Source organism: Alicyclobacillus fodiniaquatilis, from assembly GCF_042678105.1.
Classification (GTDB): Bacteria; Bacillota; Bacilli; order Alicyclobacillales; family Alicyclobacillaceae; genus Alicyclobacillus; species Alicyclobacillus fodiniaquatilis.
Genome location: NZ_JBHUCX010000029.1, coordinates 17,328 through 31,152, shown reverse-complemented (window position 1 = coordinate 31,152; position 13,825 = coordinate 17,328). Strand labels below are relative to the sequence as shown.

The following is a 13,825-nucleotide window of genomic DNA, read 5'->3' as shown; positions in this document are numbered from 1 at the left end:
TATTCGGGCAAATTGGCCCGTAGTTCTCGATAGATCGCAAAAAATGAGGTGGAAAACTAGTGGAAGAACTGCTTCCTGGGGTGACAGCAGATATGCTCCAGCCCGCTTATTGGTTGAGCTATGACAGCAAAGACAGGTCATATTCGATTGACGGATGCAATGCACGACTGCGACAAGCGGGAAAGTTAAATTGCTTGACTGAAACCAATCAGTTTCCGGTGGTCATGCCTTCGCGGCCCACGCAACTGCTGTATAATCAAGATGGAGAAGCAATTGATGAACAACAGTGGGATGCGATTTGCGCGTCTTCGTCTGTCCGCCGTTGCCAGGCGACCCCAGGATTCGCGGTGCGGTGCGCGGATGTGCGGCGCTGGGCTACACACATAGAAGCCTATCGTTCGCCTTTTGACCGGGAGTTTGATCAGTTCCAGGATACGACGTTGCACACGTTTGAACCGATCGTCATCGTTGGGGAAAGCGCGGATGGGCAGTGGGTGTACGTGTACGCAGCCACTTACCGTGGGTTTGTCGTCAAGGAAGCGGTTGCATTGACTTCTTGGACGACGTTTGCGGCTTATCAGGCAGCGGATCAACCGTTTGCCGTAGTCACTGCGCCGCAGGCCGTGACCGAGCCTCAACCCTACGATGGGGCGGTGTCGCGCAGATGGGTTGAGTTTGCCGCCCGGCTGCCCTTGGCAGCGAAAACAGGCCCGCTGGGACGGCAAAGCAGCATTGGTCAGACATGCGTGCTGTTGCCAGTGCGTGGTCAAAGCGGCGAATTGGAGATGCATCCAGCTTATCTGCGCAGCGCGCATGTTCACGTAGGCTGGTTGCCATTCAGGCGCGCCACAGTGCTGGAGGTGGCGTTTTCCCTGCTCCATGAGCGCTATGGCTGGGGCGGGCGGCTCGGCGTGCATGATTGTTCCAGTTTCGTGATGGACGTCTACCGGACCATGGGCGTGCAAATGCCGCGCGACGCGGGCGCTCAGGAGGTGTCTTTGCCGACAAAAATCGCCTTCCCGGTAGAGATGATGGCCACTGAACGCGGTCGACGATTGGCTGAACTGGGATCTGGGGATCTGCTGTATATGCCGGGGCACACGATGGTTTACCTCGGCGCCGTTGGCGACAGGCATTACGTCATTCACGATTTTGCCGGGTATGTGCAGGCAGGCAAGGAGATCCCAGTCAATCAAGTCATGGTTTCCACGCTGAACATCGAGACGAAAGCGGGCAAGTCCTATCTGGCGTCACTGACGACGGGCGGGACATTGATGGGCATATGATCACAATTTTACCGCGTGATTTTCCGGATAGACCGCCATGCGTGATGCATCCCGCACCAACAGAACCCTGAAAATCAGTCAATCGGAGCATCGCGGATGGCGCAGCGCAAAGGTATCAACTTTATTTACAGAATAGGTGGATTTCATATATTTTGGAGGCGTTTCTGTACGATGTTGGAAAATGAAGTAATCGATCAACTGATACAGATTGTCGGCGCCGAAGGAGTGCTCGGGACGCCAAATGAGCTGTACGCGTATTCATTCGATGCGACGCCCATTGTGCAGTCGATGCCCGACGTGGTGGTTATGCCAACGACGAACGCGCAAGTGGCGGCTGTGCTGAAGTTGGCAAATGAGCGGCGCATCCCAGTGATTCCGCGCGGATCCGGCACGAATCTGGCTGGTGGCACCATCCCTGTTGAGGGTGGTATTGTGCTGAACATGACGCGGTTCAATCGAATCTATGAGATTGACGAGCAAAATTTGACAGCCACCGTAGGCCCTGGCTTGGTGACCGCGCAATTCCACCAGGCGGTAGAAGCCGTGGGTTTGTTTTACCCGCCGGATCCAGGCAGCATGCGGATTTCAACCATCGGCGGGAACGTCGCGCAGTGCGCTGGGGGCATGCGCGGCTTGAAATACGGTGTGACCAAGGATTACGTCATGGGGCTTGAATACGTGTTGCCAACCGGAGAAATCCTGCGCTGCGGCGGCAAGAACTACAAGGATGTCGCTGGTTATGATTTGACGAGGCTGCTCGTCGGATCAGAGGGGACACTGGCTGTCATCACCGAATTGACGCTCAAACTGTTGCCGTTGCCGGAGACGAAGCGGACCATCGTCGTGTTTTGCAACACGATGGTCGACGCGGCGCGGATTGTGGAGCGCATTGTCGCGGCCAAGATCATCCCCGCGACGATGGAGTTTCTGGATCAGGCGACCATGCGTGTCGTCGATGATTTCGCCAAACTGGGTTTGCCGCGTGATGTGGCCGCGATGCTCTTGATTGAGCAAGACGGCGCCGAAGCGCAGGTGATTCACGATATCGAACGGATTTCGGACATCGCCAAGGCGGCAGGCGCACTGGATGTCCAACTGGCCAAGACGGCAGAGGAAGGGGCCAAGCTGATGGCAGCCAGGCGGTCCGCTTTGGCCGCGCTGTCGCGTCTGCGCCCGACGACGATTTTGGAGGACGCCACGGTGCCACGCGCTCGGTTGGCGGAGATGGTCGAGGCTGTGGTGCGCATTGCCGAGAAGCATCACGTGCAAATCTGCACGTTTGGGCATGCGGGCGATGGCAATTTACATCCCACGTGCATGACCGACGAGCGCGACACCGAGGAGATCGCCCGTGTCGAAGAAGCCTTTGAGGAGATTTTTCTCACGGCCTTGCAATTGGGCGGCACCATCACCGGCGAGCACGGCGTGGGCATGGCGAAAATGAAGTATCTGCCGCAACGCGTCGGTGAAGGCGGCATTGAATTGATGACGGCCATCAAATCTGCGTTCGATCCCAATGGCATTATGAACCCTGGCAAAGTGGTCGCAAAATCTGCGCGCAACAGAATCGTGGTGAGGGAAGCATGAGTGACAGCCTTAACAAATTTGATATGGATGAAATACTCAACTGCATGCACTGCGGGTTTTGTTTGCCCACATGCCCGACATTTCAGCAGACCGGACTGGAAACTTACAGCCCGCGCGGGCGCATCGCTTTGATGAAAGGCGTCGCTGAAGGCAAATTGCCTGTGGATGCGGAGTTTGAGCAGAACATGTACGCCTGTCTCGGTTGTCGCGCCTGTGAGACGGCCTGTCCGGCAGGTGTGCAATATGGCGGTTTGATCGAAACGGCGCGGGAGGTCGTGGAGGACACGAAAAAACGCCAGGGCAAACAGTCGTTTACGCGGAAAATGACGTTCAAGCATCTGTTCAACCACCCCAAACGCATGCAGGCGGTGGGCAATGTCCTCTGGTCCTTGCAGGCGACAGGGTTGCAGAAATTTGCCGACCGGACCGGTCTGATGCGGATTTTGCCGCGCGAAATGGCTGAGATGCAGACTGCGGTAGGCAAGGTCGCCTCGCCAAGCCAGCGCAAGCGGCGCCAGCAGGTCGTCAAAGCGGCGGGATCGAAGAAAGGCAACCCCTTGCGGGTGGGGCTGTTCACAGGTTGCATCATGGATGTCGTGTTCTACGAGACCAATCAGGCGACAGCCCGTCTGCTGGCAAAGGCGGGGTGTGAAGTGGTCTTTGTCGAGCAGCAAGCTTGTTGCGGCGCGCTGCATGCGCATTCGGGAGAGAAGCGCGAGGCGGTGGAATTGGCCAAGCGCAATATTGTCGCTTTTGAGCAGGCGGGTGTGGATCTGATGGTCAACAATGCAGGCGGCTGCGGCGCTGCGTTGAAGGAATATCACCATTGGCTGGCGGACGATGCAGAGTGGGCAGCGCGCGCCAAGGACTTTGTGGCTAAAATGCGCGATGTCAATGAACTGTTGGCCGAATTGCCGCCGCTTGAAATCACCAAACCACTCAACGCGCGCGTGACCTACCAGGATTCCTGTCACCTGGCGCACGGACAGGGCGTTCGCAACCAACCGCGCGAGCTCATCCGCCAAATTCCTGGCGTGGAGTATGTCGAACTGCCGTTCGCAGACAGTTGTTGTGGGTCGGCTGGCATCTACAACATTACGAATTTTGACATGTCCATGCAGATTTTGGACGACAAGATGAACCACGTCAAAGCGACGAAGCCGGATATTGTGGTCACGGCCAATCCAGGCTGCCTGTTGCAGATGAAAAAGGGCATTGCGCGGGCGGGGCTGGGGGATGTGATGGAAGCGGTGCACGTCGTTGACTTATTGGATCGCGTTGTGGAGTTGTAAATTTAGAGGGGCAAGCGCCAAAATGAGCGCTGCGAAGGAGGCGTCTACATGACGGTTTTGGAACGATTGGCGAATATGGGGATCACGCTGTCAGAACCACCCGCGCCTGCGGCGGTTTATGTGCCTGCAGTCACGGTGAACAACTTGGTCTACACCTCGGGCAACGACTGCCGCATCAATGGTGAATTGATGTATAAGGGCAAGCTGGGGCGCGATTTGACCATTGAGCAGGGGCAGGCGGCTGCGCGTCAGACGATGATCAACCTGCTTTCCGTTTTACAGGCGCACTTGGGTGACTTGGACAGGGTGGAGCGTGTTGTGAAACTGTTGGCCTTCGTCAACAGCGCGCCGGGATTTGTCGAGCAGCCGTATGTCATCAATGGGGCGTCGACGCTGTTGGAAGAGGTGTTTGGCGAAGCAGGTCGGCACGCGCGTTCTGCCATTGCCGCGCCGGAGTTGCCGTTTGATACGCCGGTCGAGATCGAAATGATTGTGCAAATCAAGGCGGACGCTTGAGGGGGATGGCGATGTTCGATGTGCTGATTCGCCGCGGCACCATCGTGGATGGGACGGGGCGGCCGCGGTTTGTCGGCGATTTGGCCATCAGTGACGGCCAGATTCGCGAAGTGGGCCCAAGCATCACTGAACCGGCAAAGCGGGTGATTGAAGCGGAGGGACTCATGGTTTGCCCAGGATTCATTGATGTGCACGCGCACGATGATTTGGCAGTCCTGCACGACCACGAACTCCCGTACAAACTGATGCAGGGCATCACCACCACCATCATCGGCAATTGCGGGCACAGTGTGGCGCCGATGCCCGTGGACGAGGCCTTGCGTGACGCTTTGCGCGCCTATGTGGAACCTGTGCTGGGGCGCTGGGGAGAAAAGCAGCAATCTTTTGGCTATCTGAACATTGGCGATTATTACGAGGCGCTTGAAACGACCGAGCAAAGTGTCAATGTCGGCGCATTGGTCGGCCATGGTCCACTGCGCGTACGCGTCATGGGGTTTGCCGACAGGCGGGCGACACCAGCGGAAATCACCCAGATGCAACAACTGTTGGCCGAGGCGATGGCCGCGGGGGCGCTGGGACTATCACTGGGGCTGATGTACACGCCAGGCTGTTTCGCGGACAAGGAAGAGTTGATTGCGCTGGCCCAGACGGTGAAGTCCTACGACGGCATTGTCACCGCTCACATCCGCGGCGAAGGGGATTTGCTCCTGCCGTCGATTGAGGAAATGCTGGAGATGGCGCAGGCCAGCAACGTCTCTCTGCACATTTCCCATCTGAAAGCGGTCGGTCGACACAATTGGGGAACGGTGGACAAGGCGATTCAACGGATTCGCGCGGCTAGGTCCGCAGGTCTAGATGTGACCTGTGACGCGTATCCATATGCGGCTGGCAGCACGACATTGCTTTCCTTGTTGCCGCCGTGGATGTTGCAAGACGGTGTAGGCGGCGTGTTGGCGCACTTAGCCGACGCGCAAACGCGAGCGCGTGTGGCGCAAGCGCTGGCGGCCCAGGGCGACGGCTGGGAGAATGTCGCTTTGATCACGGGCTGGGAGCGCGTGGTTTTGACTTCAAGCGCTGGCAGCCAAATCTATCAGGGCAAGTCCATCGCTGAAGTGGCGGAGATGCTGCACTGTGACGCGGTGGAAGCGTATTTCCGCGTGATTGAAGCCACAGAAGGCATCGGGACCATTGTCATTCACCACATGGCCGATGCGGATGTCGAGCGCGTGTTGGCTTTTGAACATGCGACCGTGGGCAGTGACGGCCTGCCGTCGCGCGAAGGGCATCCGCATCCGCGACTGTACGGCACTTTTCCGCGCTTCATCTCCAAGTACGTGCGTGAGAGCGGTGTGCTGACACTCGAACAGGCCGTGCAAAAAGTCACGAGCTTTGCGGTGGATCGTTTCCAACTGGGTCAGCGGGGGCGGTTGTTGCCGGGATATGTGGCAGATGTCGTGGTGTTTGATTTTGCGGCATTTTCGGATGCAGCCACCTATGCGGAGCCGAAGCAGTTTGCGCCGGGGCTGGCCTATGTGCTTGTCAACGGCGAACTGGTCTGCGAGCGAGGCAATGCCGTTGGCGCGCATCCCGGGCAGTTGATTCATCGCAAGCATGCCAGCGTGTGCTGAGGTCTTGCATCACTTGGAAAAATGGAGGGAGGCTGTTGTGATGGTTGAAACACCGTATTTGCTGATTGACGAGGCGAAGATGTTGCAGAACATCGAGCGCATGGCCGCCATTGCCCAGAAAAACGGCATCCAATTGCGCCCGCATGCAAAGACACACAAAATCCCCGCGATAGCCAAGCGGCAGTTGGCGGCGGGTGCATCGGGCATCACGGTTGCGAAAGTGTCGGAGGCAGAAGTGATGCAGGCGCACGGCATCGACAACATCTTCATTGCCTATCCGTTGGTGGTGGAATCGAAGATTGAGCGGGCGCTGCAGTTAGCCAAGCGGATCAAGATGATTGTGGCGGTGGACAGCCTCGTCGGCGCACAGAAGTTGTCGGAGGTAGCCGCACGCAACCAGCAGACGCTGGCCGTGCGTTTGGAGATAGACACCGGGCTGAACAGGACGGGTGTAGGGTATCAGGATGCCGTTGCCCTGGCGCAGGCCATTCAGCAACTGGACAATCTGGAACTCACGGGCATCTACACATACCGCGGCGCCTTGCTCGACGGCGCGCCGACGCTGGACACGGCAGCGGCTGGACGTGAAGAGGGCGAACTGATGGCGAAACTGGCAGGGGATATCCGGGCCAGCGGCATCCATCTGCAGGACGTCAGCGTCGGATCGACACCGACGGCGGAATTTGTCGCCCAAGTTGAGGGGATTACGGAGATTCGGCCAGGTACATATGTGTTTGGCGACCGGATGCAGGCGGCGTTTGGCGTCCACAGCTTGGCTGAGTGCGCCGCGTGCGTCGTCGTGACGGTCGTCAGTCGGCCGAAAGCCGATTTGGTCATTGTGGACGGCGGCAGCAAGACGTTTGCGACCGATGTGCAGCCGAACACCGCGCCTTTACACTTGAAGGGATTTGGCGCCGTCTGCGGCCATCCGGAGGCGGTATTTGAGCGGATGACCGAAGAGCACGGCATGATTCGCATCCCCGCCGCTGCGGACATCGCGGTGGGGGATCAACTGGAAATCATCCCGAATCACATCTGCAGCACGGTGAATCTGCATAATTTTGCGATCCTGCAGCGAAACGAAGGCCTGGAGCGCGTGGAGATTGCCGCGCGGGGGAAGCTGGATTAGTCAGTCAGACCACTTGGGTACGCCACGAGTTCCTTTAACGTGGGCTCGTGGCATAGTGAGGCAATACGTGTGCTTATGATTGATGTTGGCCCATGGACTCGCAAGTGATGAAGCCTGAAAAGTTGAAGTGTGTTTGCATTCGTGGATGGTGGTTTTGTCGTTGTGTACCGTCAATCCTCGAATATTTCGCTCATTTTAATTTCCAAATCTTCGAAGATCCCAACTTTTAGGGTGTCTTTTGCTTCATAAACTTCGGGAGTGGAAAATACATTGTCGCCGAATTTGTACACTTCGACTGTTCCAAAATTCGGATCGACAATCCAGTATTCTTTGATGCCCGCCGCTCGATAAAGTTTGAGCTTTACGGTTCTATCCTTCACTGCAGTTGCCTTTGATAAAATTTCTACAACGAGATCAGGTGCACCGACACAGCCCTTGTCTTGTAGCTTGGATAGGTCGCAAACAATAGTCAGGTCTGGAATCACCCATTCGTCGACGCCATCCTTTAGGTACACGTCAAACGGGGCAGAAAATACCCTGCACGCTTTGCCTTTCAGGTAGGCGTAGAATGTACCATGTAAATTGCTTGAAATGATTTGATGCCTCGTGTTAGGCGATGGCGACATGTCATAAATTACACCATCAATGATCTCGTAACGCTCGGGTGTGCTGCGATTCGGTGCCTGCTCCACGTTTATACCTCCAATCAGCGATTCACACCTGTGGACATTCGTAGAGTGCCGGGAAGCCATCTGCACCTATACATGCGCCTATTTCTCAAGGAGTCGGCATAAGACCTGGTCGACCCCCTGCTTCAACAAGGGGATACAAAGAAATAGCCGCTCCTATAGGTTGCTGGGTACAGAGATTCTGTCAGTTCGCGCTGGCAGGAGTGTATGTTTTAGTATAGTCCTGAAAGTCGCGCTCGACCATAAACATTGGAACTCATGATGCGGATGCCGCTTGAACGGTCTCTCGTACCCTTTCAACACCACCAAAAGCCGGACCGCATTGAAGTCGATCCGGCGGACATCATATAAAAGCAGTCTATGACAGCGCGTTCCTTATACTGAGTTCCAAAGGTGAGTAATCTTCTACAACGCTTCGATTCAGATTCATTCTATCATGCAACGGTGTCGTCCGGTTACACATGAATCGCGGAACGCCTGACAGATTTTGAGAAGCAGCATGGTAAAGGAACGGATGGCAAAGGATGACATCGCCCGCCTCTGCAGTCGTCTCGCTGACTCGAAGGCTGATTCCGTCCGCATCGACAAACGTGTGATGCATGAAGTAATCCACTCGGTTTACATTTGACGCATCGGACTCGCGCTCGTATTGCCCGGTGAGTTTGCGGAACCATTCGTGACCCTGATTTACCGTACGAATACCTTCGCCAAGTTCGATGCCTTCCGGCTGAGTTGCCAAAAAGCGCGCGACTACTTTATGAGACCCCTCGGCAATGACAGTACCACCGCCATGTTTGCCAATGTCCGAAAACATACATAGACATAGTAGCCCTTGTTCGGGACTATTAACATGATGTCGGAAATGGATTCCGTCCCAGTGCCATCCATCCTTGGGGACATCCCACTCCGATTGAGCGCCTTTCGCAAAATTGACTGGCCACCAACCCCAGCGGTTTGGCGTACCCCTTCCTATCCACCGCCCAATTCCCACCAAATCTTCAATGGCGTCCGACAGTCTCTCCGTGTCACATGCCCGGAATTCGGGCGTGTCGTAGTTTTCGTTAATCTGAATCATTGGCTGCGTCCAAGTAGATGGGGCAGACCGGATGGCCCCGCGTTTCTCTACCTGTTCCCATAGCACCTCTTGGGCCGCTAATGCTGCTTTGCGTGAGTATGCCAGTGGTACACGGACCCACCCGTGTTCCATAAACTGCTCAATATCAGTTCCTGAAAGAACCTTCCCCTTTAGCATCACGTTGCCTCCCAGAATCCAACAAATCGCATCGTATATCATCATTGTATACGGTTTCAATTGGTGAGGGAACCGAGATTTCTTGCATTGGAGAAATCCAGATAATCAACAATTACTGGAAGGGAAGGTTTATATCGTGGCAGGGCGTCAACGACAAACTGTATCCGTCTTTGAACATCCCCATGCTCGCTCAATCCCTCATCACTAATACTGCAACTCCAGATTCACTCGATTGATGGTCGGTTCCTGCCCACTGAGATAGGTCTCTAGGTTTGGGAGGAAAATCTCGATGACCCGTTCGTCGTAATGGGCGGTCGATCCCGACGAATGGGGCGTCATCACCACATTTTCCATTTCCCACAGTGGACTGTCCGCTGCCAACGGCTCTTGTGCAAACACGTCGAGGCCAGCGCCAGCAATTTGCCCTGTCTGCAAGGCTTCCACCAAGGCAGGCTCATCGGTGGTGTTCCCCCGGCCGATGTTGATGTAGAAGGCAGACGGCTTCATCGTTTCAAATTCGCTTTTTCCGATGAGGTGATACGATTCTTCTGTCAACGGGAGTGTATTGACGACATAGTCGCTGTTAGCGAGCAGGGCCGTCAATCCATTGACATCATACATCTCGTCCACATTTGCAGCGGACGTACCAGAGCGCCGCAATCCCAACACACGCATGCCAAACGCCTTGCACAATTTTGCCGTTTCCGATCCGATGGCGCCAACGCCGAGGATGCCGACGGTTTTCCCGTGCATCTCCAGCGACAGATTTGCATGATCCCATTTCTTAACCATCTGGTTGCGCACATACAGATGAATGCGGCGCGTCAAGGTGAGCATCATGGCCAAAATGGTTTCGGAAATGGGGTATGCATGGACGCCGCTTGAATTGGTGACCATGATGTTTCTTTGCTGCAGTTTTTCGAATGGGAGTTGGTTGACGCCTGCGCCCCAATTATGTATCCAACGCAGCTTTGCAGTCGGGTCTTCCAGGCACGTGCTGATGATGTGCCGATGCCATCCGCCGATGATTTCGGCATCATGCAGATGAGGCAGCCAAATCTCCGGATCTCTCCCCTGGATGATTTTCCAATCCGGGGCGGCGCTTTGGATCTTGGCGAGATGGGTAGCGGCGAGTTTGGTCACAAACACCATTTTGCGCATGTGATGCCCTCCTTCGAGTGTATGTGTTTATCGCGAGATCAATATTGCGTCGTTTCATGTTAAGCTGAGGAACGTACGGCCAACTCGCTGTGGTTGGCAATCTGTACGTCCATCTGATTCACTTACTTTAGTTTACCAAAAGCGGCGGTATGTTCGCCATTGAGTTGCAAGTGATGAATGCGCTTTCCTGTCTGTGAAATGCGAAGCCTAGGTGTCAAATATTCACTAGAGGAAGGTAGATGAAGGCCAGCCCAAGCCAGTTGATAAATATGGATATAGGAGCGTGATCGACAGTGGGATATGGCACAGCGACTTTTGGGTATCCGTGGCCGGATGCGCTGCCAGACATGATAGACGAGGGTTCCATTGCCAGGATAAATGGCGGACGCCATTATCATGCCATCTTTCGCGTGACTTTGCGAAGTGGCGAGCCGTGTATTCTGAAAATTGAAGATAAGTCGATGGGGACGCTGTTTACAGAGAGGCAGACCTTGTTGTGGTTGGAAAAGAAGTTGCCTGTGCCAAAGGTGCATCATTACAGTGACAATGGGCGATTCGAGTATCTGTTGATGACGTGGATAGACGGGCAATTGGCCTGCGACTACGTGGCACAGGACGGACAACCCAGCCTTGGCGCCTTGTTGGGGGAGGGGCTTGCCCGCGTTCATCGCCTTGTGGCAGATGCTTATCCTACGCCTAGTCTTCTGCCAGATGATTGTATGGAGCTGGTGCGGCACAATATTTCCACGCGCCCGAATGAGGTCATGGAGGTGGCAAAAACGAACTTTGCCGCCACGTCTTTGGATGATGTTTTGCGCCAATTGGAGGCGAATAAGCCGCAAGCTTCTGAATACGTATTTGCCCATGGGGATTATGGGCTCGGAAATGTGCTCATTCGCGATGGGCAAATTTCCGCGTTCATCGATTTTGATTGTGCTGGCCTCGCTGATCCCTACTATGATATTTACTATGCGCTACAGAGCTTTAAGTTCAATCAACGTGAAAATGAGATAGACGATTTTTTAGCCGCGTATGGCGTGGACGAATTGCCCAAAGACAGGATGCGGTTTCATCATATGTTGGATCTATTGTTGTTGTGAAGTTGCTGGATGACGTTTGCGGCGGCTCGATAACTGAAGGTCGTCATATTTTTTCGAATAGAAAAGGAAAGTTGGCGAATGCGCATGTTTGTCAATGTTAGAGCGATTATTGAAAGAAGTGGTGCAAATGGGCGGGAGATTATCATCCAGCAGCGAGTAAAGCCGCATGAGAAGCATACGCCATTTGAGCTGCCTGGCGGTCAATTAGAAGAATTTGAATCCATTGTTGACGCGCTCAAAAGAGAGGTCAAGGAAGAAACCAATCTGACTGTAACAAATATTTATGGCGAACACTCAAGGATGACGACGAACGAAGCTCTGACGGATGTTGAGGTTTTGAAACCATTTGCAGTTTATCAAACCTTAAACGGGCCAGTGGATTCTATGGGCATATACTTTCGCTGCGAAGCTGTCGGTGAGCTAGCACAAGCGGGGGATGCCACTCAACAAATACAGTGGATCTCTGTTGACGAACTCGAAAGATTGATAGACACACACCAAATCGATTTTAGTTGGATTGATTTATCCGGCGTTCTGTACTATCTAAAATGGCTTAAAACTGTGGGGATTCACTAATCCCCTCTCGAGTGTTAAGGCAACGAATCCCATGCATCCATCTACCACTTTTGCCGCCACGAAAGCGAATTCCATATGGCAGAAGCACCGCTGAATGACATCCTGGCTGGTGATTTTTTGCCCGCCTCAAAAAAGTACCTCCATCCTGATCGTTAAGAAATTGTGTAAAAATTCCTCAATCTTGTTGCCGCTGTCATCCGCATGTCAAGATGAACTCACCAATCCAAAGGAGATGACCCGAATGACGAATCAGTCTATCCGTGAGTTGCGTCCTGATGATGATTTCCATGCGATTGCACAGTTGCAGAAAGCCACTTTCACTCGAATCCGCAGTCAAATCAGAAAACGGGATGACGTGAATAAGATGGACACCGCTGAATCGCTGCAACAGACGTTTTTCCCCGTAGGGAGCATCAGTCCGCACAAGGGCTTTGTTGCGCTCGACGATGACAACACGATTGTCGCCATGATGTCAGTCCACATCTCTGCGACTTCTAAGAACGGGTACATTCAATTTGGTGTCGAGGCTGGAAGGGAGCCCATTTTAGGTCAATTGCTGACAAGATGCAGTGATGCCGTGCGGCAAACTGGCGGATCGAAACTTTATCGCATTACCTATTTGTATCCGGGGCAAATCCGCAATGCCGAGATATCCTTTTGGGAAAGCTTTGGGTTCGTATCGGATGATTATTACTTCGCCCAAATGCATATGAAACTCGAGGAGTGGACGCTGCCGGAAGACTTGGACGTCTCTGGCGTTGAACCAGTCAAGGACGAAGAGATGAACGATATTTATAAAATGTTAAAAGAAGACGGCGAAGATTTTTTGGCGGATCGTTATCGGGAGGCGTTCACGGAGCAAACGCCTGATCATGTTGTGCTGATGCTGAAAGACGGAGACGTAGATGTGGTGGGTGCAGCTTATTACCAGGTCAGCCCTTCCATACATCCAAGTTTCGGCGCGCTCACAGCGAGGGCCTTTGGTGTCCATTTTAGACCAAATGCTTCGTTGTCTCAAAAGGAGCAAAGAAGGTATTTACAAGCGGTGATTGCGTCTATGAAACAGCTGGGCGTCGATTTTACGTTTGGGCGTTTTTCTTCCAGAAATTTTGCTACGATAGTTCAACTGGTCGCAGAGGGATTTGAGTATGGTTCCTTGGCTGAACTCCGCTTAGTGAAGTCAGTTTGAGTAGGAGGCAGGCATGAAAAAATACGTCAATGCCAAAGATGTATTGCCAGAAGCCCTCGTCAAGGAAATCCAGAAATACGTGCAAGGACAGCACATGTATGTCCCACAGGTAGAACGCAAATCGTGGGGGACTGGCACAGGGATCAGGGAGGAACTCGAGTTGCGCAACGCGAAGATTGTGAAAGCATATCAAGGCGGGGTTGCTGTGGCGCAACTGGCGGAAATGTACGCTTTAAGCGAAGAACGGATTCGCGGTATTATCTATGACTACCAAATCGAGTGACGGTGGGAAGGGGTCACTAGCGTGGATCAAATGATTGTTAATAAACGTGATCGAATATATGAAATCGCCCAGAAGTATAAAGCGAGGGCCTTGTATATTGGAGTCTGGATATAGGGAGCAGGATAAGGTGGTCCTAT

The 13,825-nt window shown here is 53.8% G+C and carries 13 protein-coding genes; 10 read left to right on the top strand and 3 right to left on the bottom strand.

Annotation, left to right across the window (positions count from 1 at the left end):
• Positions 1-59 precede the first annotated feature (59 nt).
• The 6 genes from ACFSB2_RS12575 (at position 60) to ACFSB2_RS12550 (ending at position 7,438) form a co-directional block, all read left to right on the top strand.
• The gene (locus tag ACFSB2_RS12575; RefSeq protein WP_377943407.1) at positions 60-1,286 is read left to right on the top strand and encodes an SH3 domain-containing protein; all 1,227 of its coding nucleotides are present in this window, start codon (positions 60-62) and stop codon (positions 1,284-1,286) included.
• Positions 1,287-1,457: 171 nt separating this feature from the next.
• Complete coding sequence (locus tag ACFSB2_RS12570) at positions 1,458-2,873, top strand: FAD-binding oxidoreductase (protein ID WP_377943406.1); 1,416 nt, start codon at positions 1,458-1,460, stop codon at positions 2,871-2,873.
• Positions 2,870-4,165 (top strand): (Fe-S)-binding protein, encoded by a 1,296-nt coding sequence (locus ACFSB2_RS12565; RefSeq protein ID WP_377943405.1) that lies wholly within the window; start codon positions 2,870-2,872, stop codon positions 4,163-4,165. Before ACFSB2_RS12570 ends, ACFSB2_RS12565 begins: the two co-directional genes overlap by 4 nt.
• A 48-nt stretch (positions 4,166-4,213) precedes the next feature.
• Positions 4,214-4,681 carry a RidA family protein gene (locus ACFSB2_RS12560; RefSeq protein ID WP_377943404.1) on the top strand — a complete coding sequence of 156 codons (468 nt, stop codon included), beginning with the start codon at positions 4,214-4,216 and terminating at the stop codon, positions 4,679-4,681.
• Between the two features lie 11 nt (positions 4,682-4,692).
• Positions 4,693-6,309, top strand: coding sequence for an N-acyl-D-amino-acid deacylase family protein (locus ACFSB2_RS12555; RefSeq protein ID WP_377943403.1), 1,617 nt, complete (start codon positions 4,693-4,695; stop codon positions 6,307-6,309).
• 40 nt (positions 6,310-6,349) lie between these two features.
• Positions 6,350-7,438 carry an alanine racemase gene (locus ACFSB2_RS12550; protein ID WP_377943402.1) on the top strand — a complete coding sequence of 363 codons (1,089 nt, stop codon included), beginning with the start codon at positions 6,350-6,352 and terminating at the stop codon, positions 7,436-7,438.
• Positions 7,439-7,608: 170 nt separating this feature from the next.
• Here the strand turns inward: ACFSB2_RS12550 and ACFSB2_RS12545 are convergent, their stop codons facing one another.
• From ACFSB2_RS12545 to ACFSB2_RS12535, 3 genes are all read right to left on the bottom strand, one after another.
• Positions 7,609-8,130 (bottom strand): Uma2 family endonuclease, encoded by a 522-nt coding sequence (locus ACFSB2_RS12545; RefSeq protein ID WP_377943401.1) that lies wholly within the window; start codon positions 8,128-8,130, stop codon positions 7,609-7,611.
• 355 nt (positions 8,131-8,485) lie between these two features.
• Complete coding sequence (locus tag ACFSB2_RS12540) at positions 8,486-9,379, bottom strand: phytanoyl-CoA dioxygenase family protein (RefSeq protein ID WP_377943400.1); 894 nt, start codon at positions 9,377-9,379, stop codon at positions 8,486-8,488.
• 204 nt (positions 9,380-9,583) lie between these two features.
• Positions 9,584-10,540 carry a D-2-hydroxyacid dehydrogenase gene (locus tag ACFSB2_RS12535; RefSeq protein WP_377943399.1) on the bottom strand — a complete coding sequence of 319 codons (957 nt, stop codon included), beginning with the start codon at positions 10,538-10,540 and terminating at the stop codon, positions 9,584-9,586.
• A gap of 293 nt (positions 10,541-10,833) precedes the next feature.
• Here ACFSB2_RS12535 and ACFSB2_RS12530 point away from each other — a divergent pair, with 293 nt between their 5' ends.
• The 4 genes from ACFSB2_RS12530 (at position 10,834) to ACFSB2_RS12515 (ending at position 13,688) form a co-directional block, all read left to right on the top strand.
• On the top strand, positions 10,834-11,640 hold the full coding sequence (locus ACFSB2_RS12530; RefSeq protein WP_377943398.1) for a phosphotransferase: 807 nt from the start codon (positions 10,834-10,836) through the stop codon (positions 11,638-11,640).
• 78 nt (positions 11,641-11,718) lie between these two features.
• A complete protein-coding gene (locus ACFSB2_RS12525; RefSeq protein WP_377943397.1) occupies positions 11,719-12,216 on the top strand; it encodes an NUDIX hydrolase in 498 nt (165 codons plus the stop codon).
• A gap of 241 nt (positions 12,217-12,457) precedes the next feature.
• Positions 12,458-13,405 (top strand): hypothetical protein, encoded by a 948-nt coding sequence (locus ACFSB2_RS12520; RefSeq protein ID WP_377943396.1) that lies wholly within the window; start codon positions 12,458-12,460, stop codon positions 13,403-13,405.
• A gap of 13 nt (positions 13,406-13,418) precedes the next feature.
• Entirely contained in the window at positions 13,419-13,688 is a 270-nt protein-coding gene (locus tag ACFSB2_RS12515; RefSeq protein ID WP_377943395.1) for a CD3324 family protein, read from the top strand.
• The last annotated feature ends 137 nt before the right edge of the window (positions 13,689-13,825 follow it).

What these genes read in the sequence shown, in the direction of transcription:
- ACFSB2_RS12520 (WP_377943396.1), top strand. Translation starts at nt 12,458, where the DNA reads ATGACGAATCAGTCTATCCGTGAGTTGCGTCCTGATGATGATTTCCAT.
- ACFSB2_RS12570 (WP_377943406.1), top strand. Translation starts at nt 1,458, where the DNA reads ATGTTGGAAAATGAAGTAATCGATCAACTGATACAGATTGTCGGCGCC.
- ACFSB2_RS12540 (WP_377943400.1), bottom strand. Translation starts at nt 9,379, where the DNA reads ATGCTAAAGGGGAAGGTTCTTTCAGGAACTGATATTGAGCAGTTTATG.
- ACFSB2_RS12555 (WP_377943403.1), top strand. Translation starts at nt 4,693, where the DNA reads ATGTTCGATGTGCTGATTCGCCGCGGCACCATCGTGGATGGGACGGGG.
- ACFSB2_RS12515 (WP_377943395.1), top strand. Translation starts at nt 13,419, where the DNA reads ATGAAAAAATACGTCAATGCCAAAGATGTATTGCCAGAAGCCCTCGTC.
- ACFSB2_RS12550 (WP_377943402.1), top strand. Translation starts at nt 6,350, where the DNA reads ATGGTTGAAACACCGTATTTGCTGATTGACGAGGCGAAGATGTTGCAG.
- ACFSB2_RS12560 (WP_377943404.1), top strand. Translation starts at nt 4,214, where the DNA reads ATGACGGTTTTGGAACGATTGGCGAATATGGGGATCACGCTGTCAGAA.
- ACFSB2_RS12535 (WP_377943399.1), bottom strand. Translation starts at nt 10,540, where the DNA reads ATGCGCAAAATGGTGTTTGTGACCAAACTCGCCGCTACCCATCTCGCC.
- ACFSB2_RS12525 (WP_377943397.1), top strand. Translation starts at nt 11,719, where the DNA reads ATGCGCATGTTTGTCAATGTTAGAGCGATTATTGAAAGAAGTGGTGCA.
- ACFSB2_RS12565 (WP_377943405.1), top strand. Translation starts at nt 2,870, where the DNA reads ATGAGTGACAGCCTTAACAAATTTGATATGGATGAAATACTCAACTGC.